The sequence below is a fragment of the Ancrocorticia sp. genome, assembly GCF_052089425.1.
In the GTDB taxonomy this organism is placed as follows: Bacteria; Actinomycetota; Actinomycetes; order Actinomycetales; family Actinomycetaceae; genus Ancrocorticia.
In genome coordinates this window covers 1-20,624 of record NZ_JBQCZW010000003.1, presented here as the reverse complement: position 1 = coordinate 20,624, position 20,624 = coordinate 1, and the positions used below count along the sequence as shown (strand labels likewise).

Below are 20,624 nucleotides of genomic sequence, written 5' to 3'. Positions count from 1 at the left end.
GCATACTAAGGATGAAAGGTGAGGCGACGTGAGTGATACCCCCCGCGTTTTAGGCCATCGATATGAGGTCGGTGACCTCATTGGTCGTGGCGGAATGGCTCAGGTACATCTGGGTTATGACACCCGGCTCTCCCGCACGGTAGCTATCAAGATCTTGCGCACGGACCTCGCACAGGATCCCATGTTCCTCGCGCGCTTCAGGCGCGAGGCACAATCCGCCGCCGCGCTCAACCATCCCTCCATCGTCTCCGTTTACGATACGGGCGAGGAACAGATCACCACCGCCATGGGCAAGGAAATCCCCCTGCCCTACATCGTCATGGAATTCGTCAAGGGGCGCACCGTAGCCTCCCTGTTGACTGATGGCGATCCGGTGCCGATCTCTGAGGCCGTGCAGATCATCGTTGGTGTGCTCTCTGCTCTTGAGTACTCACACCAAGAAGGCATCATTCACAGGGACATCAAGCCCGGCAACGTGATGCTTACTCCCGATGGCAAGGTCAAGGTGATGGACTTCGGAATCGCGCGAGCCATCGCTGATTCTGCTGCCACCATGACCCAAACCAATTCGGTTGTGGGCACCGCACAGTACCTCTCTCCCGAGCAAGCCCGCGGCGAAGTCGTGGATGCACGCTCGGATCTGTATTCAGCTGGCTGCCTGTTCTACGAACTGCTGACAGGCAAGCCCCCCTTCACCGGCGATTCCGCCGTTGCCGTGGCCTACCAGCACGTCTCAGAAACTCCACGCCCAGCCTCCCTCATCGCACCTGACATCCCCGATTCAATTGATCGCGTTGTCATGAAATCGTTGGCCAAGAGCCGCGAGAATCGCTACCAGAGCGCCGCAGAGTTCCGCGAGGATGTGCTTTCAGCTGCTCGCGGTGAGGGTGTTGACGCTCCTTCCGTGACTTCGTGGAACATTCGCCCTGTGCCCGTTGTTGCCCCCACTCAGATGGCCACAGCGGTTGAAGGTAACCCCACCACGGGAACCATGCAGGCTCTATCGGAGGAAAGCCCAGAGGATACCGGCGTTCAGCCGGCCGTTGATGAGAAGGCCAAGCGCCGCAACAAGATCATGATCTGGGCGGGCGTCATCATTCTTATTCTCGCTATCGCTGGCATCTGGTACGCCATCGCGAGTAGCGGAGGTGATGAGCCGGATCCGGGCCCGAGTACCACGGCCGTCCAAATGGTTGACGTACCTGACCTCGATGGTCTGGACCGAGACCACATCGAGGCAGCACTCGATGATGCCGGCCTCGATTACAAATCCGGGATCCCCCAGCCCAGCGACTCTGTGGAAGAAGGGCTATTCATCAGCTCTTCCCCCGCGCCCGGCGATCGCGTGGAGATCGGCAGCGAGGTAGAGGTTGTCCTGTCCACAGGGCCGGACAAGGTGGCCGTTCCCAACATCGTTGGCATGTCCATGTCCGAAGCATCCGAGGCTCTCAGCGAAGTTGACTTGCGGATCGGCTCCAGCACGTCAGTTGATAGCGCCGAGTATGCAAAGGATGAAGTTGCCTCCCAATCGCCGGGTGCTAACGAATCCGTTGAAAAAGACACCGCGATCGATATCGAAGTTGCGTCTGGTATGAGTGTGGTGCCGGATACCGTTGGGATGACGTCAAATGAGGCTGCGGAGGCCATCGCGAATGCAGGATTCACTGCACGGATTTCCGAGCAAGATTCTGATCAGACGCCCGATACTGTGTTGGGAATGAACATCGATCCCGGTGCCCGGCTAGAGCTTGGCAGCAATGTCACTCTCTACGTGGCGCGCGAACCGGTCAATGAGAACCCTGACCCAACGCCTTCTGAGGAGCCCGATCCCTCGGAGTCTCCCAGCGATGACGAGAGCTAGCTAGGGAGCCCTCCCGGCTCTCGTCCTCCGCAAACTCCCCGGCAAACTCTGCTAGCTGTCTCTCTGGCAGAAATCTGCTAGCTCCTCCACAAACTCCGCTAGCTGCGCCGCACGAGTGGAGCCTTGCCCTTGGCCACTTCGAGGGCATCGGCATCGCCACATAGTGCGAGCCAGTTGGCGAACATGCGATGCCCGGAGGTGGTCAGTACCGATTCGGGATGGAACTGAACACCCCATAAGGGAAGCTCCCTGTGTTCAAGGCCCATGATCACCCCGGACTCAGTTGTGGCCGTAACGCGTAGATCATCGCTGATGGTCTTGGGATCGGCGGCAAGCGAGTGATATCGCGTCACCTTGAGCGGGCTCTCGATGCCTTCGAACACGTGATCCCCAGTGTGGGTGATGACGGAGGTTTTGCCGTGCATTAGCTCTGGAGCATGGCCCACGGTAGCCCCGTAATACTCCGCGAGCGCCTGATGTCCTAGGCATACGCCAAGCATCGGCACGTGATCGCGAGCGCATTCGCCGATGATATCCATGGAGCATCCCGCTCCTGCGGGAGCGCCCGGGCCAGGCGAAACCAGTACGCCATCAAAGCTCGACGCCGCCGGCACCTCCTCATCATTCCTCATGACTGTTGTTTTGGCGCCGAGGAGCCTGAGGTAGTCCACGATTGTGTAGACGAAGCTGTCGTAGTTATCAATAACAAGAATACGAGTCATAGAGTTCACCCCACCGTGTTGTCGAAGGCCGGAATGTTAGCCGCCACCCATGGAAAAACGAACTCAAAGAGCACGCCCACAATAACCGTTATGAGCACAAGCGCCTCGATGAACTTCAACCACTTGGGTCCGGGCAGGGCCCGCCAGATCGCTCCGTACATATCTCCCCCTACTCCACAAGCTCTTCAGGCATGCCATCGGCCGGATCAACCCAATGATCAAATTCGGCATGCACAATCCACCGGTCATTCGAAACGAAAGGCGGATGGCAGGTTGTAATCGTCAATAGGCGTTCCGTTGGCTCCACACCGGGCTCACGCGGCACCGGCAAAACTACATCGGATTCGGACGGGTGAACGATGTAGGACTCTGTCAGCTTGTACACCAAGTAGGCATCCTCAGTCTCCACAATGATCGAATCGCCTGCTTGGAGGTCTGCCACGTCCCTCATCGGAGCCCCGTAGGTTTGCCGATGAGCAGCGGTGGCGAAGTTGCCGATTTCTCCGGGGAATGCCGTGTCCGGGTAGTGTCCGAAAGCGCCAGTGTCTAGCACTTGCGTGAGGTCCGTCCCCTCCTCGATTGAGTAGGCGTAATCCAAGCCGAATCGCGGTATCCGCATCACTCCAAGAAAAGCGCCAACCTCGCTTGTGTGAGTGAAGGCGGGAGGATCGTCATAGCGTGGCTCGCCAATCTTTTGAGATCGGTCCCAGTCCTGAGTCTGGACCTGAATGGTTTCAGCTTGGGCGCGATTAGCGCCAATATCTGTCCACCACACCTGCCACACAACGAAGAGGCCAAGAATCAGGCCTGCCGTAATCATCAGCTCGCCGATCAGTCCCATGAACCGCGAAAACAACGATGGCTTGCGCTTGTACACCGGAGGTGCCTGCACGGGTACCTGAGCTGGAGTCCCATAGGCCGAATCGTCAGGCATTTCTGTGAAGAATGAATCGTCGATCGGCTCCGTATGCTTGGAGTGACGTCCTGCCATTGCACCTCCTTTGTCAACGCTGTCGATTCTAGCCTGAACCCCACAGGTCGGGTTATCTCAATCCACGGCAAGCGATCTGCTTTTCTGTCCCATCTTCTCCACCGGCACGAATCGCCAGATTGCTGGGAAATAGATAGTCTTAAGCCAGTGAACATGGGGAAGGACCAACATGGCTGAATCAGAGAAGAACAAGGGCGCCAAGGGCACCAAACGCGGTATCGAGGAACAGAAGAGTACACGTGACGCTCCTCGTCCCAAGAAGAGTACGGACAAGAAGGTCTCACCGCGTTGGTGGGCACCCCTCATGGTGACCCTGATGGTCATCGGACTGATCATCGTTGTGGTGGCCTATCTCTTCGGCGGTAACGCTCCTATCCCCGGACTTGGCAACGGCAACCTGTTCCTCGGATTCGGCGTGATGCTGGTTGGTTTCCTCATGACGATGGGCTGGCACTAAGGAACATCGTCACGCGAATTGCCCGTGCGCGCCTTTGTGTTGCTCGCCGGGCATCAATGCATCCACAATTCGTGCGGCGGCATGTCCATCTCCAAAAGGATTGGATGCGTTCGCCATTGCCTCGTAGCGTTGTGGCGAATCAAGAAGCTCAGTGAACTGGTTGTATATCACGTCTTCATCCGTGCCCACCAACTCACACGTGCCCGCTGCAATCCCTTCGGGCCGTTCGGTCGTCTCTCGCATAACCAGCACCGGTTTGCCCAGCGAAGGTGCCTCCTCTTGAATACCACCAGAATCAGTGAGGATCAGGTGGCTTGCGGCCATGAAGTTATGGAAGTCCACCACATCCAAAGGTTCAATCATCCTAAAGCGGTCCAGACCGTCAAGCTCCTGATGAGCAATGCGTCGAACTTCGGGATTCAGGTGGATCGGATAGATCGCTTTGACGTTCGGGTGCTCCTCAAGAACCCGCCGAATAGCTCTGAACATCCGATGCATCGGTGCTCCCTGATTCTCACGACGGTGCGCAGTGATCAAGATAAGTCGAGAATCTTCCGCCCAGCGCAAGTTCGTATTTGAATATTCAGCGCGGGTCGTTTGCAACAGGGCATCGATAGCGGTGTTACCTGTCACAAGGATGGCGGAGGCAGGTTTTCCCTCAGCAAGGAGGTTGTCACGAGCCTGATTAGTCGGAGCGAAGTACATATCCGAGTGAAGATCTATGGCACACCGATTGAACTCCTCGGGCCACGGAGAATGCATGTTAGAGGTACGAAGCCCCGCCTCCACATGGCCAACAGGGATCTGCCGATAGAAGGCAGCCAGCGCAGCTGCGAAACTTGTGGTGGTGTCCCCGTGAACCAGCACAACGTCCGGCTTCTCCTTCGCCAGCACATCGTCCACCCCGATCAATACTCGGGATGTCATCTCAGCAAGCGTCTGCTGCTCCGCCATGATCGCAAGATCGTACTCTGGGGTAATAGAGAATGCGCTTAGAACTTGATCGAGCATCTGACGGTGCTGACCCGTGACACACACAACTGTATGAAAGGCCTCGGCACGCGAGCGGAGTTCCCGAACAACCGGAGCCATTTTGATGGCTTCTGGTCTAGTTCCAAAGACCACCAGAACAGTTTTCATCCCTACACCTCACAACCCGTGGCCTCAGGCGTAGTGGTAGCTTCCATACGCGTACGAACCAGGACCCTTCTTCGGCACCATTGTTGCGACAACACCCAGCACTCGACTACCTGCGCCCTCTAGTGAATCGATAGCTTCACTAAGTTCTTCCTTCTTGACATGCCCAGTGCTAGCCAGAACGATTGTGCCTCCCGTTTGTCTGCCAACCACCGCGGCGTCCGTGACGGCCAGAACAGGTGGTACATCCACAATCACGACGTCAAAGTGGGTGGACAGCGTGTCCAATAGGCGCGACATTCTCGACGAGCCGAGCAATTCGCTTGGATTGGGTGGCACCCTTCCCGCCGGAAGAACAAACAGTGGGTAGACGCCCCATTCTTGAAGGACATCTTCCAGCCTGACCCTACCCGCTAGTAGCTCAGAAAGCCCGACCGCTCCCTCAATGCCCAACAGCTTAGCAATCGAGGGACGCCGCAAGTCCGCGTCTAGCAGCGCTACACGAGCCCCCGTGGAAGCCAATGCGAGCGCAAGATTGACAGAAGCTGTGGTCTTTCCTTCGGCTGGTCCGGCAGAGGTAACGACAAAGCTTCTCTTCGAGTCTTCAACGTTGAAATACGTCAGGTTTGTCCGCAATGCACGGTAACGTTCAGCTTCAACACTGTGGGAATCATCCAGCACGACGAGCGGATGCTTCTGCACATCTGCACTGGCCAAAATGCTTCCGAGGATGGGCTTGCCTGTCACTCTATCGATATCTTCACGCGTACGAATCTTGGTATCAAAGGCATCCCGCGCCACAGCCAAACCGATGCCTACGAGGAGCCCCACCACCAAGCTCAGCGCCAAGTTCCGAGCCGGCTGTGGGCTCACTGGATCCGCGTTCGGAACCGCTGGTTGGACAACGTCGATCCGAATACGTGATGGCGAATTGCCATCCGGTTCTTCCAGTTGATTCATCACTACCTCGGCAAAGTTCTCCGATGTCGAGTTTGCAATATCTGCTGCACGATCAGCGTCAGTGTCCGAAGCGGAGATGTTGATAAGAACGGAATCTTCTGGCGATTCGGCTGATACGTTCTCCCTCAGCTCGTCAACGGTCATATCAAGATCGAGATCACTAATGACTTGATCCAACACGATTGATGTTGTGACTACGTCAGTGAAGGACGTAACCGCCTGCCGCGCGTATGTGCTGCCTTGCGAAAGCTCAGATGCGGATTCGTCCGTGGTACGTACAGAAACGTACAACCTGCTCTGTGCCTCGTACTCTGGTGTTCGAGTGAAGGACCACGCTGCGGTCACCCCCACGCATAGGGCGACCGTTAGAAAGAGGATCACCCAGTTCTTCCGAAGAATGTTCAAGTACGCACGAAGTTCCACAGTTCGTATCCTTTATCAAGAGCTCCAGCAGTGAGGTGATGGCACCAACATACCGGATAATCACAACTGATTATGACGTCAGTAGGTCCTTTACACGCCACTACCCCTTCCTCGACGGCACCATGCGCCCAATGACCCACGCACTCTCACGTCGGTTCAGCAAAAGGAAAACGCAGAGGGCACCCGCAGTGGTCGCCAATGCCAACCCCATCGAAAAGTTGATTGCGGAGGCAACAAAAGTCACCGACACTATGATGCCGCTCATGACCAACCTGCGGTTGGAGGATTGATAAACCCGATGTAGGTATGATTCCGCGAGCACATACCGCAAAACAACACCCACAACAGCAAACACCACTGTAGCCACAACACTTCGAAACACAAGCACACCACAAGCAATTCCAGCTATTGACGCTGCAAGTGCTGCAGCATTGAGACCAAGCAGGTGACCCGGTTCATTCCGCACCTTCAGAAACGTTGAGGTACAGACGTTCGTCTGAGCTTCGAAAACACAGATTGGCATGAGGTATACGAAATAAACCAGACTCTCTGCATAATTCGGGAGCCATACACTGACGAACAGAGCCAGTGGGAAGTAAGCGAGGTATGCCAGAGGCATGACCACCCCAAGCAGGTTGCGGAGTTCTCGGAAAATCTTGCTGAGCCTCCTGCTGTCAACTTGGCGTAACTCCGGGAACAGAACCATCGCCACCTGAGAAATGAACGCCATGGCAAAGTTGACGATTGAAAGAGCAAGCGAAAGCTGTCCAAATGTCTCGATTCCCCACACATGGTCAACCACAATGCGCATGACGCCAATCGTCAGCATTCCGCTGATGTTTGCGAACGTGAGCACGATACCAATTCTCATGCTCCGAGCTGTTTCGGACAGCGCCAGCCGGACGCCAACGCTGTCCGCCGCTAAGAAGTCACGTGCGCCCCATACAACATAGATCAACGCGAGCAGGCGGGAACCTATCGTGAAAATAACATATACTCGAAAATCCTCTACCCCCAGCACCACGCATGCCACGAGAGGTAACAGGAAGCTTCCCCTGTCCAATATGGTGGAGAAGGAATACTTGCGGGTCTCGTTCATCGCCTGGAAAACATACCCGAAAAAGTATGTGGCGTTAGAGATAACCAGATAAATCGCGCAGGCATAAAGCACGAATGAGCGTTCGGAGCTGACACCTGAGAGTACGACAACAACGGCAATTGCTACAGCGATGACCGACTGAAACAGTAGCCCAACACCCAGCTGCGCCTTGATCACAGACTTGTCGATAGCCTGCCGTCGTTGACCGCCGAAGCGGAGATAGACACCATCATTGAGGCCAAGCTGAAAGAAGCTCACATAGCTTGAGTAGAAGACGAACAGTTGCCAAAACCCAAACTCTTCGATGCTCAACAGTTTCGGCACCACCAGCGTAATGAGGACGCTGCATAGAAAGGCTGTGCCCTGAGCCCCGAACGCCCATACAACGTTGCCGAATAGTCTTCTATTCTGCATGTCGCATCCGTGGAGCGCGGTGTCCAAACGCCCTATATCCGGCGGCGAGCATCAGAATGACCCAGAATGGCTTGAAGGCCAGCGCAGATAAGGTCATAAAGAAGACGCAGAAGCCTGCTAGAGACGCGACCGAGATCCACGCGCCACCGCGCCACAACCTCCTCAGTCCGATGCCAAGAAGCGCGAGGAAACATGTAAGCCCGAGCAATCCTGTTGAGTAAAGCAATTCGATGAACAGGTTATGTGCAACCAGCCCATTGAAAGTCACGTCCGTCGTCGCCCCAAAACCATGCCCCACGAGCAGCTGGACAAGCGAAGAATCGTTCCAGTACGCCCCGAGGACATCGCTCCACGCCCTTGTCCGTTGCCCTGCCGTTCCCGAAGCGGAGAAATCCTGAAATCGCCCAGCAACTCCGTCGGGGAGCACTTCGAGCAACCGGTTAAATCCAAGAATCATGAGGCTACCGAGGCCCACAGCCGCGAGCGAGTACCCCCACCGGCGCTCAGAAGCGCGAACAGCAACCACAATGGAAACGACAATTGTGACAAGTAATGCCAGAAGTCCGCCGCGTGAACCTGTCAATAGCGCCGCATAGAGCATAACCCCAAGCGGAATAAGCGAGAGAACACTGGCATGAGCGAGAAGACGGTAGGTGAAGAACGCCGTTGCAACGATAAGGTATCCACAGAATTCGTTCGGGTCTTGTTGCGATCCCGCAATACCCACGACAATTCGCTCCGGGCCCACGTCCGCCACGGGTACCGGGGAAACAAACATCAGGCCAGTAAGGACTAGTCCGCCGGACACCATCGCCAGCTGCCAGCGGCGCCGGTCAGCCTGAGTGCAGGGAAACAGACAGACTAGTCCAACAATCAATAGATTGAGGATAAGTGACAGATACGATGTCAACCCTTCCGAGTGCCCTGGATTCACCGCCACGGTGAGCGTAGAGACAATGGCAAGCAGATAGATCGTAGCGACCAACGGATCGATGTCCAGTGATGCCTCACGCAAGCTCAGTATCGCAACGAAGATCAGCAGAAGTGCCGCAAGACGTCCAACTGATATACCCGGAACTACCTCAACAAAATCAAAGCTCGTCATGAAAGCATAGAGCATGACCATCCCAGCAAACAGCGGAGTCCTTGGCATCGCGGCACGATGCTTCCCTCGTGCCTGCTTGCTGATCGCGTTGCCGTCAGTTCGCATGAGGTTGTCCAACCACGGCGTATAGCTGCTCATACTTTCGTGCGATATGTGCCGCATCGAACCGTTGTACGAGCTCGCGGGAACGGCGGGCCATGGTGGCGCGGCGCTCGTCATCTCTGAGAAGATCCTTCATTGCACCCGCCAGAGCATCCTTATCCGCCCTATCAACCAAGATGCCATTTCCCTGGACAAGGTCCTCCAAGCCACCAACCCGGGTAGCAATCACTGGAAGGCCCGCAGCCATCGCCTCAAGGACAGATAGTGGCAGACCTTCCGTATCTGAGGATAAGACAAACACGTCCGATTCATGGAGAAGTTCAGCAATGTCATCGCGCACCCCAAGCAAGCAGACGGATTCGGCAAGCCCAAGTTCGTCGATTCTTTCACGCAGAGAACCTTCGAGTGGTCCTCCACCTACAATCGCCAAACGGGCTTGAGGGTAATCATTAACTACCTCCGAGAACGCCGTGAGCAGAAGGTTTTGGTTCTTTGCTTCAGATAGCCGTGCAACGTTGATAAAGGTAAAACGGTCAGAAGTGCCGGATGTACTGCCCTTTCGCCGCGATAACCCGGCGAAGGCCTCCACATTCACCGGGTTCTCAATCATCTGCACACGGCTAGTAGCCAATCCGTAGAAATGGGCGACAAAGCCGGCATTAGTCCCGCTTATGGCTACCGGTACCCCTTGACGACTTCTGTACAGCAGCCGCATCACGTCCTGCCGCAGGCGCGATCCCGCCTCCCGTTCAGGAACGTTGTGAATGGTATGAAGCAGCTTCGGGCGATGGGTCAATATCCAGGGAACACAGTACAAACATGCGCCCAAATGACTGTGCACCACGTCTGGGCGAAATGCGCTGAGCTCTCGATAGAGCTTGGCGACAGCCTTCAAAGAGAACCCAAGGCCTTTCCTAAGGAAGACAATCGGGACTCCCGCATCTCGGACTCTCTGTTCTAGCGGATTGTGTTGGGGTTTGCCGTAGATGCAGTACACGCGAAGATCGAACCGCTCCAGATCGATTGCAGCACACAATACGGATACCATCTGCTCCGCTCCCCCATATCCGAAATAGGGAAGCACCATGGCAATCCGGGTGCGCCGAAATCTTCTCTCTGAGCTGTTCACTGGCCTCCTCACAAATGAACCACGTGTGGACCAGAGCCACACACCGCACGAGTGTCAAGCACTAGCTTGGTGCCAAGCAGATCAAGATTCTCGCGGATCTCATCATGAGCCACCATAATGACAACCATATCCACATTCTCAAGAAACTCAGGCAAGTTGGCCGCTTGGTGCGGAGCGACCGTGTGCTTCACATGTGGATCATACGTGGATACCAGCCGGCTTTCGTCGCCGAGCGCAGCGAGGAGCTGGAGCGTGGGACTCTCCCGGGTGTCATCAACATTCTCCTTGTATGCCAGACCGTAGAATCCCACGCGCGAAAAGCCACTAATGCGATGAGCTGCCATAAGTTCGCGCACCCGCTCAAGCACCCATGACGGCTGTGAATCGTTGACATCGCGGGCCGCGCTGACTACGTGAACCGTATCGGGGAAATCTCCGACAAGGAACCACGGGTCAACGGGGATGCAGTGGCCCCCAACCCCTGGACCCGGTTGGAGGATATTAACCCGCGGGTGCATATTGGCCATGCGGATCAGTTCATATACGTCCAATCCAGCGGCATGGCAGATTCTCGTGAGCTCGTTGGCGTAAGCAATGTTGATGTCCCTGTAGGTGTTCTCGGCTACCTTGGCCAGCTCGGCTGTCGGTATGTCCGTGGTTGCTATATCTCCTTCGCAAAAGGAGGCGTACAGAGCCTTCACATCCTGCGCCGTTTCCTCTGTATCTGCCCCCACAATGCGTGAGTTATGTACCAATTCGTAGATCATGCGTCCAGGGATGATTCTCTCGGGTGCATGGGCAACTCGAATATCTCGCGACCCGATCAAAGGACGCACGAACTGATCGATTGTTCCCGGTGCCACGGTCGATTCGATGATCACAGTTGCCGGTTCGGGGCACACCTCCATCACCGAACGGACAGCCTGTACAACATAGGACGTGTCTACTCGCTTTGTCTCCTTGTCGTACGGTGTCGGGACAGCGATGATGTAGAGATCGGCCGGAACGTAGTGCGAACTGAACTCCACACCAGAGGAAACAGCTTGGCCAAAGAGGCCTGCCAATCCGTCCTCTTCGAACGTCACCTGCCCACTCGCGAGCCTCGCAACCACCTCGGGCTGTGAGTCAGTTCCAACAACTCGATGCCCCGCGGCCGCAAGCATCAGTGCTGTCGGTAACCCGATGTAGCCCAGACCAACCACATTGATCAACGTCATCTTCTCTTCCTCATCATGACCTATACCCTATTGGTGCGGACGTAATCTCACGCAGATCAGTCACGAGCCGATCACGTTCTGCGTCGATTGTCTCAAGACTGCGTTTGGGAGAAAAGGAATCCAGAGCTCTGTCAAATCTTGCAGGTAGTTCCTCCGGGATATGCGTATATTCGAGTTCATAGTCGTCCATTATCCCGCTGTTCTTGAGTCCCCAAGATTCATCGAATAGTCCGACGACGGGTATGCCGGCTACTGTAGCCAGAATTCCCGCATGTAGTCTCATGGTCACAAGTGCTTTTGCGTCACTGTAGAGACTAAGAAGAGCAACAGGGTCGTGTTCTTCAACCCACACCGCATCCGCCACTTCAGCCACAGCATGGAAGAACTCCCGCGAGAGCTCAACGTCCTTCTCTGTTTGAACAACAATCGCATATCTATAGTTCGAACGAACTCTTACGAACGTTCGGAGCCCTTCGATGAACGAGTTAACACGCGCTTCACCGAGTGAACCGATATCCCCAATACCTGAGCCCCGTATCACAATGGCAACCCTTCCTGAAATGCTGCTGGTTGCCTCAGCTGAATTCAGTCCATGCCGTTCCATCTGTGTCTTTTCATCAAGCTTTCTTGTAGCGATAAGGTTCTTGTCAATAAAGAACGCCAGATCAGTAGACGGACGAATATCGATACCGGGATAATGTAGTGAGAGTGCGTTATGCGATCGCGATTCGCGCGAGTACACGACGTCGCAATTCGAAAGCTTGTTAGCCAATATGATTTGACCAGCACGGCTGGAATCTGCAGTTGATTGTGGCAAACAGACCGTCTGCTTGCCCTTACTCTTCGCCAAGGCGATTGGGTGAAAAAGTGCAATTAGCCGTGCGACATCTGTCATATTCTGGCAACGTAGCAGATTCCCACCGTTGAACAGCACTAGATCAGCTTCTTCTATCAAACCCTTGAGTCGCCGTCTGGAGCTCGGCGAGAACAGAGTAAGTAACCCGCGTGTATGTGCGATCAGTCGACTGAAGGGGCCCTTTTGGCGGTCCAACGAAAACGGCCCTGAAAAGACGGTGACCTCAGGATAGTACCGTCGGAGGTAATCAACACTGTCTCTATACTCGTGATCTTGACGCGCATACCTCGACACAAAGACGGTCTCGAAACCTGCTTGTTTAAGGAGGTTAACGGCCCCGATGCAGAGGGCCATATCGCCTGCGTTTCGCTGAGAATACAGATAGAAAACAAGAGCCCTCTTCACAATGCCCACCCAACCTCGATCAGTGCCTGCCGGTAATCGCCGACTACTCGCGTCGCCTCAAAACGTGGAGCGTCAGCTAGATTTCTGGCAGACGCCTGCTTCATAAAGTCAGGATTCTCTGCCATTTGGCGCATTGCTCTAGCTAATTCCGTGGCCTTTCCAGCGCCGTAGACGATTCCGTTCACGCCATCAATTACGATTTCTCGGTTGCTTGCCGCGTCGCTTGCAATTACGGGCAAACCGGCAGCGAACGCTTCAACTAGAACGGCAGGAAAACCTTCCGTATCGAACTCACTTGGAAAGATGAAACATTGATATCGGTTCAGCAGCTCGACCACCTTGTCATGGTTAACCTGACCTCGATAGTTGATACGCGATTCCGAGGCATACTTCTCGAATAACTCTTCGTCGAAATCGGGTCTCACAGGTCCATATATGTCTAGCGAGGCATCGAGCCCTTCTGCACACGCAATTCGAAATGCCTCAAGCATCGTCCCTACCCCTTTTCCTTGACGAATCGAGGAAAGGTAGACAAATTTTGTAACCGCAGATCCAAAGGAGCTGTCTCTCATATCAGTTTCACCTACAGTGCGGCCGATTCTCTCCACCATATTTGGAAAGTGATATGTGGTAGTGACTCCCAGTCGCCCGAGGTCCTCTGCTATCTTCTGAGTCTCAACACACGTCAGACTTGCCCGATTCATAATGCGGAGGAATCTAGATTGCCGTTGAGTTTCCCCAGCGATTGATCCGCCAATACAAATGAGCGAGTACCGTAAACTCGAATTTGCACGCGCCTTCCAATAAACAAGTGGCCACAAAAGACTTCGTCCGCGGGAGGAGACGGCGATAATGATCTGGGGATCCCGTGAGACAAAAAGCCTCCACATACACGCGAGCCGATTCCGTAAACGTTGATCAGCCGTATTCACGATAGTGACGTCACCTGCCGGGAACAAGTGATCGACCGTGAGACCATTCTTAATACTCGGCCCCCCAAGGCGGTGCAGCGGCCCCACAAATAGCGTCATTGCGACCCCTTCGAACGCGCAATTTGGTATCGATAGGTCCCGTTCTGCGAGCTGAAGCAAAACCTCACCATGTGATTGTGCTCCAGTACCCCAAAGAACCTTGAGTAGTTCGCATCAACAAGCTCACTCCTGCTCTCCGACGGACTATCCATCTCATCCACCATAGACGCTATGACAACCTCGTCATCACTACCTTCTCGCACAGCAATGAATGATCCATCTCCTTCCGGGCAGGCTTGCCATTGAGGTGCCAGATGTATCAGCGTTAAAGCGTCAAATTGGCCATTATTTCCGGTAGCGTCCGCTAAGGTGTCTGACACGGTAAGGACACCATCACGCAGCACGATGGTCCGCTGATGCTTCTCCCCATATTGAGAGATGAGCTCGGCCGTTAAGCGATCCTTGCAGAACTCCAGAACGCGTACGCTCTTTAGCTGGCGACCAACACGGTGAGCAGCCCAATGTTCCATCTGCTCGTGTCCAGAAAACATCGCAGTATTGTGCGCTTCTGTACTTCTGAACCAGGAACGTAGCTGGCTCTGGTAGCGATAGGTTCCCGAATTGACGATAACTGGGTCCTCTGAAATAGAGAGCTCGTAGGACAGAGTGTCACTGTGGGCGTGACCCAGCAAGTATGAAGGGCCTGGGTATCCGGCATCTACCATGACCGCAACTTCGCCGTCGTACAGCTTGTAGTACCCTGCTTGCGGAAACGAGTTTCTTAGCCGCGGACGTAGACCTAGGTGCCATTGACAGGCCTCCATTAAGGTCTCGGTGCTTCGAGCCGTTCCCTCGGCAGAATCGTTGAAGAAGGGCATCTTGCCCATTCCGTGATCGAGTGAGGCGGCGGCATCGAGAGCGATTTGGATCTTCTCTGTGAGGATTGCTGGGACGCGGCCGTCACTTTGTTTAAGGATCAGGGCTACTCGGATCATGCCTTCGATCACTAGATTCTGGTACATGAGGCTGCGTTCTACGTGAACGCCATCAGACAGGATCTGCTCACACAGTTGCTTCTCGAATGATCGCCAGACTCGGTCAAACACCTGCTCTTCGCGGAACAATCTACTAAAGATCAGGAGTGTCTTCAGATTCTCAAAGTAGTGATTTCCAAGAAGCCGCTTCTCTTGGTTCACAAGGAGATGACGATATTGCAGATACATCGACTCCTGCATCAAGCTATCGAACTCTCGGTCCAAGGCTAAACGATCCGAAAAGAGCTCACGAGCGATCTGCCAGTTGACCAGCCGAAGAGATGTAGTGTATGGGTGCCACGCGGCGCCATGCGGATATTCACACGCCGAGATCCAACTACTCACATGCGTCCTGAATGTCTGCCACCACTGACTGTCTGAGATGGCGACCGTGCTGTCATCGCCGATACCACCTATTGCAGGATCAATCCTCTGTGGTCCCACACTCTCCATGTGAGCCGCCGCGAGCGCGATCATGTACTCCGAGTAATGAAGATTGAAGTTCCACAATGGTGTCGCCTCAGGGCATGTCCACGTACCGTCCAGATCATGGATCTCGCCGACAAACTCTGCACGCCCGTTTCTTAGCGCTTCAATATCGAAACGCTGGAGATACTGGCGATCTAGGTCCAACTCAGGTACACAAAGCTGCAGATCGGCCCTCATCTGTGGCGAACGTGTACGGTTTCCTTCTCTGACCTTCCGCTGGGGTAGAAGTGTGTGGAGAATCTGCACAGGCTTGAGGTGTCTGATCGTGCGGCTATACAGGAGCGCCTTATGGAACACGTACGCCCCAACGATCCTCGATCGTCTCCGCTAGTCTTTTTGCAGGTTCCTGCCGTGAATGGCGGGTTCGGATGAACTCCGCCGCGGCCGAACGCTCAGTGGTGGTCCACCTTCTTGCGACCATTCTGTTGAATGCTTCAAGGATCCTTTCCGAATCCTCCGGAGGCACCGCGATTCCTAGGCCAGATTCCTGAACAATGGTTGCCGCATCACCTTCGGCACATAGGAGAACGGGACAGCCACAACCTAGAGCCTCAAAGATTTTGGTTGGGACTGAGTCTTGTAGTTGAGAGCTGATGAGAGGTATGTAGCTCAACGTTGCATGCTTCAACAGCGTAAAGACATCGCTCGCCCCAAGGGTCCCCAAGAATTTCACGTTACTCAGGCTCTCTTGGCGAACTCTTGCTTCCAGCCGTGCCTTCTCTGCACCATCGCCACACAGCAGAAACTGAACGTCACGGCGCTCGTTCGCGATGTCCAACAGTGTTCCAAGTCCCTGTGCCAGTCCAATGTTTCCTGCATAGACACATGTTGGTTGCAGATCAATGTTGTGCCTTCTGACAAGCTCGGGATTCTCGCTCTGCTCTAAGAAGGCTAAATCTAGACCGTTCGGTATGAGTTCCACCTTCGAAGCAAGCCCTAACCTGCTTCGAAGGTACTCTGCTTTGCTCGGGGACACAGTCGTCACCAACTCCGCCTGCCGGTAGGCGCAGCGCGCTATCAGACTAAAGACTCTCCCGTACACGCTCCTCTTCGAAAAGGAACCCATCTGGAACCCGATCTCTGGCCAGATGTCGCGAACATCCAATACAAGCGGTGCCCCCATCCGCCGCGCGATGCGCATCGCAGCAGGGACCAAAAGGAGTGGAGGACTAGTGCAGAGTACAAGATCAGCAGGAGGGAAGCGCTTAGCCATCGCTACGGAGGCTCTGTAGGAACCCAGTGCATTGCGAACGCGGTGTGCAAGTGACTTATCACCAAGGGGCGAGGTGTGAAAGTAGAGTACCTTCTCGTCTGCCTCCGTCGTTCCCTCCCGAAGGGATTCGTCAGAGGCTAAGACAGTTACCGTATGCCCGCGCTGCCGCAATGCCTGCACCACGACGTTCATTCTCACCGCACAAGCGGCGCGACTAGGGACGTAGTTGTCACTGAAGACCAGTATCTTCATCTCAGCGTGCTCCGGCGTGCGTGAACACGACGACAAGGGTTGAAGCAAGAATCTTCAGATCCAATCGGACACTTCGCTTGCGGATGTATTCCGCGTCAAGGAGGATTTTTTCCTCTGGAGACAAGTCGTACCCACCACTGATCTGGGCAAGGCCGGACATTCCCGGAGTGACAAGCAAACGCTGATCAAAGCCCGGGATGGTCGCTTCAAACTGCTGATAAAAGATACCGCGTTCTGGACGCGGCCCTACAAGACTCATATCGCCCATGAGGACATTCAGGAATTGTGGCACTTCGTCAATGCGCGCCATTCGCAAGAAGCGCCCTACCCTAGTCACCCGTGGATCGTCGATCTCAGCCCATTGAGGGCCGCCAGATTCTGCATCGGTCTGCATTGACCGAAACTTGATCACTCGGAACGGGCGTCCACCCTTCCCTAATCGCTCTTGGCAATAGAAAACGGGGCCGGGAGAATCTACCTTGATGGCCACAGCTACGATGGCTAAAGGAATGATCGAAACGATGATCGCAACAATGGACACCACAATATCCATCGTTCTTTTCCAGAATTGAAATACCTGAGCGGAACCAATCCCAGCTAAAGCTGTCGGTACCTCATTCTGAGTTTGTCCACCCGAACTGACCTCAGTGCTCACAACCTGCTCCATCTTCCTAAAGAGCCAAACACGATCCGCCAGACACTTAGTCATCAAGCGAGGATACTCATCGTTGAGAAAACACAATGAGCACAAAAATGCTATCACACGTAGCTATTTCTGGGGCTTCAATCCCTTTCATCAGCACCGCCCGCGACTACATGCTGCCCATCCACATGTTGTGAACAGGGCGTCCACATAGAGATCCGTCCACATGTGTGGGTATGTCTGTGGATAATGACAGCCGTGTAATTAGTGGCCATCCCCGGCAGTTAGGGCAATTCTCCCCTTGATGACACGGGACCGCCCGTAACACAGCCGGGACATTCGCTGCATTTATCCACTGATCAAACTGTTTGGTGATGAGGTTTATCCACAGATGCCTTGGGTGTCCTAACGGTGGCCCACGATCCAAGAGGTAGCTCCGAGAGGTAGGTCCAAGATCTAGGCGATAGCCCCAAAATCTAGCGGTAGCCCCAAAAATACAGCCCTACCAGCACACCGGCCGCCACGACGTACACAACGATGTCTCGTATGCGGCGGCGGATAGGAGTCAGGGATTCTCGGCCAATCATCATCAGGGCCATGAGCAGACCTCCTACAACGAGACCACCAACATGGGATTGCCATGAGATGTTCATACCAGGGACGAATCCCAGCAAGAGGTTCACCACGATCACGACGATGAGGCTCGTAGTGTTAGTTCCAAACTGGCGCACCAAAATGAAGAGAGCGCCAAACACCCCAAATACAGCGCCCGAGGTGCCAACGGTAGCGGTAATCCAACTCTGCCCCGAAGGGTCTGCCGTCAGAAGAACGGCGATGTTCCCACCAACCGCGGAAAGAATATAGATTCCAAGGAAACGTAGATGTCCAATGGCCGGCTCAAGTACCGAGCCAACGAGCCACAGGGCATACATGTTAAAAACGAGGTGCCAGAAACCGGAGTGAAGGAAAGCGGACCCTAGGAATCTATAGGGCTGATCCTCCCCGAGGACTGGAGCGTAGAGGAGCGCTGCACCAATACGCTGGCTGAATAGCTCAGCAACGGCAACGGCAACACAGATCCCCAGAAGGGTCAGTGTGACAGGTGCATGCGCGTCCCCTATACCCAGAAACCGGCGCAGCTTCGCCCCATATCCTTCAGGAGGCGTGCTGGCTTCGCTCATCGGCGTTCTCTTATTCGGTCACCGAAACGGATTCGATCACGATATCGTCCACGGGACGGTCTGCGCGGCCGGTGGGTGCAACACCGATCTCATCCACAACTGCCTTGGACTTTGCGTCCGTCACCTTGCCGAAGATCGTGTGCTTGCCCTGCAGCCACGGGGTGGCGGCCACGGTAATGAAGAACTGCGAGCCATTGGTTCCGCGGCCGAAACGCTTGCCAGCGTTCGCCATAGCGAGAACATATGGATCGTTGAAGTTGAGTTCTGGGCTGATCTCATCATCGAACTGGTAGCCGGGGCCACCGGTACCTGTTCCGAGCGGGTCCCCGCCCTGAATCATGAAGTTCGTGATGCAACGATGGAAAATCGTTCCGTTGTACAGCGGATCGGTTGTCTTTTCGCCAGTCTGAGGGTCGGTCCATTCACGCTTGCCCGTTGCCAGCTCCGTGAAGTTTGCAACCGTCTTGGGCGCCTGATGTGGGTACAGCTCCACGGTAATATCGCCGTGGTTAGTATGCAGAGTTGCTTCCATGGGGTCCATCCTTGCACAGGATCTCGCGCCGTGCCTCATTCATGCCATGATCTCACCCCGTTGGATAAGCCACGGATACCGATTGACCAATCGATATCCGATCGCTAGATGGAACAACCGAGCAGAACCCACCAACTTAGAGGCACACCGCCCCGACAGATTGGCTGAGCGCGTAAAGATTAAGTAACTTTGGGTATTAGGCTGACAATGTGCCGATATCTAGGCAAGATAGTGATCAACAAGACCCCTCACTTGGCCTACCAGCGATCAACCGATTGCGATGTGAGGAGTTGGACCAAGGAGGTCATCCGATGTTCTGCAGAAAGAAGAGGGCCGAAAAGAAGAGGAAAAAGGCTCAAAAGAAGGCTGTTGCGCAGGCAACTGACCAACTACACGCTATTTCTGAGAACCTCAAGGCCGGTGCAGACGCCACGTCCAAGCAAGCGTCCGTACTTGCAAATCAGGCTCAGGACCTCGCCGCACAGGGCGTGGAGTGGGCTACCCCGAAAGCCGAGGAAGCCATCAACAAGGCAAAGCCCGTGTTCGATGATGCGGTAAAGAAGGCCAACAACTATGCCGGTCAGGCCCAAGAATGGGCGGCCCCCAAAGTTGAAGAAGCGACAGATAAGCTCAAGCCCGTTGTAGATGAGGCCGTCAAATCGGCCTCTCATCTTGCCGATCAGGCCTCGGCGCTCACTAAGCAGAGTATCGAGTGGGCCACGCCCCGAGTTGAGGACGCACTCGATAAGGCCAACGAGGCCAAAGAAAAAGTTGTGACCGATTACGTCCCACGCGCGAAGGCGGCGGCAAAGGCCGCAGCCGAAGCTGCTCGTGAGACTGACGGCGGCCTGAAAACCAAGGCCACAGCCGTTCAAGAATCCACAACTAAGGAGCTCACCAAGCCGAAGAAGAAGGGCCGCAAGCGGAAGTTTCTCGGAATCTCCGCGGTTCTTGCTGGAATCGGCGGCGCGTTCTACTACCTGTGGAAGCGCAGCCAGCCGGTTGAGGATCCTTGGGCCGAAGCCTACTGGGAGGATGTCAAGGACACAGCTACTACCGCTGCCCCGGCTGTCCAGCCCGATGTAGCGCCCACGCCCGATGTAGCTACCGAGGTAGTTGCAGAGGAAGTGAAGGCGGCCGAAGAGGATCTAGCAGCAGCATCCGAAGATGTCGCCGCTACCTCCGATGAAGAGGAGCCCACAGGCGAGGAGCCCGCTGAGGAAGCCTCAGAAGAAGAGCCTCCTACCAAGTAGTCCGGCTCTAGCCAGAGCGAAGTGCCCCGTTCTCATGCGGGGCACTTTTGCGTCACCAACCACCGCGCCATACGGACAGGACAGCGTTGCTTACCCGTTGCCCCCTTAGTGGAGTACATATGTCCAACATGGAGTAGGTATACCGTGTCCAACCCGCACATAAGTACTCCAAGAGTGG

Annotated in this window: 19 protein-coding genes; 3 read left to right on the top strand and 16 right to left on the bottom strand. The window is 54.9% G+C overall.

Features of this window, described 5'->3' with window-relative positions:
* Positions 1 to 28 precede the first annotated feature (28 nt).
* Complete coding sequence (pknB, locus tag ACTHV6_RS01850) at positions 29 to 1,861, top strand: Stk1 family PASTA domain-containing Ser/Thr kinase (RefSeq protein WP_441385558.1); 1,833 nt, start codon at positions 29 to 31, stop codon at positions 1,859 to 1,861.
* Between the two features lie 98 nt (positions 1,862 to 1,959).
* Here the strand turns inward: pknB and ACTHV6_RS01845 are convergent, their stop codons facing one another.
* From ACTHV6_RS01845 to ACTHV6_RS01835, 3 genes are read right to left on the bottom strand one after another with little or no spacing between them, the layout of a single operon-like run.
* Positions 1,960 to 2,583, bottom strand: coding sequence for an anthranilate synthase component II (locus ACTHV6_RS01845; RefSeq protein ID WP_441385557.1), 624 nt, complete (start codon positions 2,581 to 2,583; stop codon positions 1,960 to 1,962).
* Between the two features lie 5 nt (positions 2,584 to 2,588).
* A complete protein-coding gene (locus ACTHV6_RS01840) occupies positions 2,589 to 2,744 on the bottom strand; it encodes a hypothetical protein (protein WP_441385556.1) in 156 nt (51 codons plus the stop codon).
* Positions 2,745 to 2,752: 8 nt separating this feature from the next.
* Entirely contained in the window at positions 2,753 to 3,574 is an 822-nt protein-coding gene (locus ACTHV6_RS01835) for a class E sortase (protein ID WP_441385555.1), read from the bottom strand.
* 169 nt (positions 3,575 to 3,743) lie between these two features.
* Here ACTHV6_RS01835 and ACTHV6_RS01830 point away from each other — a divergent pair, with 169 nt between their 5' ends.
* Positions 3,744 to 4,031: a cell division protein CrgA gene (locus ACTHV6_RS01830; RefSeq protein ID WP_441385554.1), complete on the top strand. Its 288-nt coding sequence runs from the start codon at positions 3,744 to 3,746 to the stop codon at positions 4,029 to 4,031.
* A 9-nt stretch (positions 4,032 to 4,040) separates the two neighbouring features.
* On the opposite strand, the gene wecB is transcribed toward ACTHV6_RS01830, so the two are convergent.
* From wecB to ACTHV6_RS01765, 13 genes are all read right to left on the bottom strand, one after another.
* Complete coding sequence (gene wecB, locus ACTHV6_RS01825; protein WP_441385553.1) at positions 4,041 to 5,171, bottom strand: non-hydrolyzing UDP-N-acetylglucosamine 2-epimerase; 1,131 nt, start codon at positions 5,169 to 5,171, stop codon at positions 4,041 to 4,043.
* A 24-nt stretch (positions 5,172 to 5,195) separates the two neighbouring features.
* Positions 5,196 to 6,551, bottom strand: a complete 1,356-nt coding sequence (locus tag ACTHV6_RS01820; protein WP_441385552.1) for a polysaccharide biosynthesis tyrosine autokinase — start codon at positions 6,549 to 6,551, stop codon at positions 5,196 to 5,198.
* Positions 6,552 to 6,651: 100 nt separating this feature from the next.
* Positions 6,652 to 8,064: a lipopolysaccharide biosynthesis protein gene (locus ACTHV6_RS01815; protein ID WP_441385551.1), complete on the bottom strand. Its 1,413-nt coding sequence runs from the start codon at positions 8,062 to 8,064 to the stop codon at positions 6,652 to 6,654.
* On the bottom strand, positions 8,054 to 9,307 hold the full coding sequence (locus ACTHV6_RS01810) for an O-antigen ligase family protein (RefSeq protein ID WP_441385550.1): 1,254 nt from the start codon (positions 9,305 to 9,307) through the stop codon (positions 8,054 to 8,056). Before ACTHV6_RS01810 ends, ACTHV6_RS01815 begins: the two co-directional genes overlap by 11 nt.
* Positions 9,264 to 10,400 (bottom strand): glycosyltransferase, encoded by a 1,137-nt coding sequence (locus ACTHV6_RS01805; RefSeq protein ID WP_441385549.1) that lies wholly within the window; start codon positions 10,398 to 10,400, stop codon positions 9,264 to 9,266. The genes ACTHV6_RS01810 and ACTHV6_RS01805 overlap by 44 nt, the downstream gene beginning before the upstream one ends.
* Positions 10,401 to 10,408: 8 nt before the next feature.
* Positions 10,409 to 11,617, bottom strand: a complete 1,209-nt coding sequence (locus tag ACTHV6_RS01800; protein ID WP_441385548.1) for a nucleotide sugar dehydrogenase — start codon at positions 11,615 to 11,617, stop codon at positions 10,409 to 10,411.
* Positions 11,618 to 11,630: 13 nt separating this feature from the next.
* The gene (locus tag ACTHV6_RS01795; protein WP_441385682.1) at positions 11,631 to 12,827 is read right to left on the bottom strand and encodes a polysaccharide pyruvyl transferase family protein; all 1,197 of its coding nucleotides are present in this window, start codon (positions 12,825 to 12,827) and stop codon (positions 11,631 to 11,633) included.
* Between the two features lie 47 nt (positions 12,828 to 12,874).
* Complete coding sequence (locus tag ACTHV6_RS01790; protein ID WP_441385547.1) at positions 12,875 to 13,489, bottom strand: glycosyltransferase family 4 protein; 615 nt, start codon at positions 13,487 to 13,489, stop codon at positions 12,875 to 12,877.
* A gap of 416 nt (positions 13,490 to 13,905) precedes the next feature.
* Positions 13,906 to 15,336 (bottom strand): heparinase II/III domain-containing protein, encoded by a 1,431-nt coding sequence (locus ACTHV6_RS01785; RefSeq protein ID WP_441385681.1) that lies wholly within the window; start codon positions 15,334 to 15,336, stop codon positions 13,906 to 13,908.
* 322 nt (positions 15,337 to 15,658) lie between these two features.
* Entirely contained in the window at positions 15,659 to 16,777 is a 1,119-nt protein-coding gene (locus ACTHV6_RS01780; RefSeq protein ID WP_441385680.1) for a glycosyltransferase family 4 protein, read from the bottom strand.
* 61 nt (positions 16,778 to 16,838) lie between these two features.
* Positions 16,839 to 17,546 (bottom strand): sugar transferase, encoded by a 708-nt coding sequence (locus ACTHV6_RS01775; RefSeq protein ID WP_441385546.1) that lies wholly within the window; start codon positions 17,544 to 17,546, stop codon positions 16,839 to 16,841.
* Between the two features lie 410 nt (positions 17,547 to 17,956).
* Positions 17,957 to 18,661: a rhomboid family intramembrane serine protease gene (locus ACTHV6_RS01770; RefSeq protein WP_441385545.1), complete on the bottom strand. Its 705-nt coding sequence runs from the start codon at positions 18,659 to 18,661 to the stop codon at positions 17,957 to 17,959.
* A gap of 10 nt (positions 18,662 to 18,671) precedes the next feature.
* Complete coding sequence (locus ACTHV6_RS01765) at positions 18,672 to 19,193, bottom strand: peptidylprolyl isomerase (protein WP_441385544.1); 522 nt, start codon at positions 19,191 to 19,193, stop codon at positions 18,672 to 18,674.
* A gap of 311 nt (positions 19,194 to 19,504) precedes the next feature.
* On the opposite strand from ACTHV6_RS01765, the gene ACTHV6_RS01760 reads away from it, so the two are divergent.
* Positions 19,505 to 20,446 carry a hypothetical protein gene (locus ACTHV6_RS01760; protein WP_441385543.1) on the top strand — a complete coding sequence of 314 codons (942 nt, stop codon included), beginning with the start codon at positions 19,505 to 19,507 and terminating at the stop codon, positions 20,444 to 20,446.
* Positions 20,447 to 20,624: the final 178 nt, after the last annotated feature.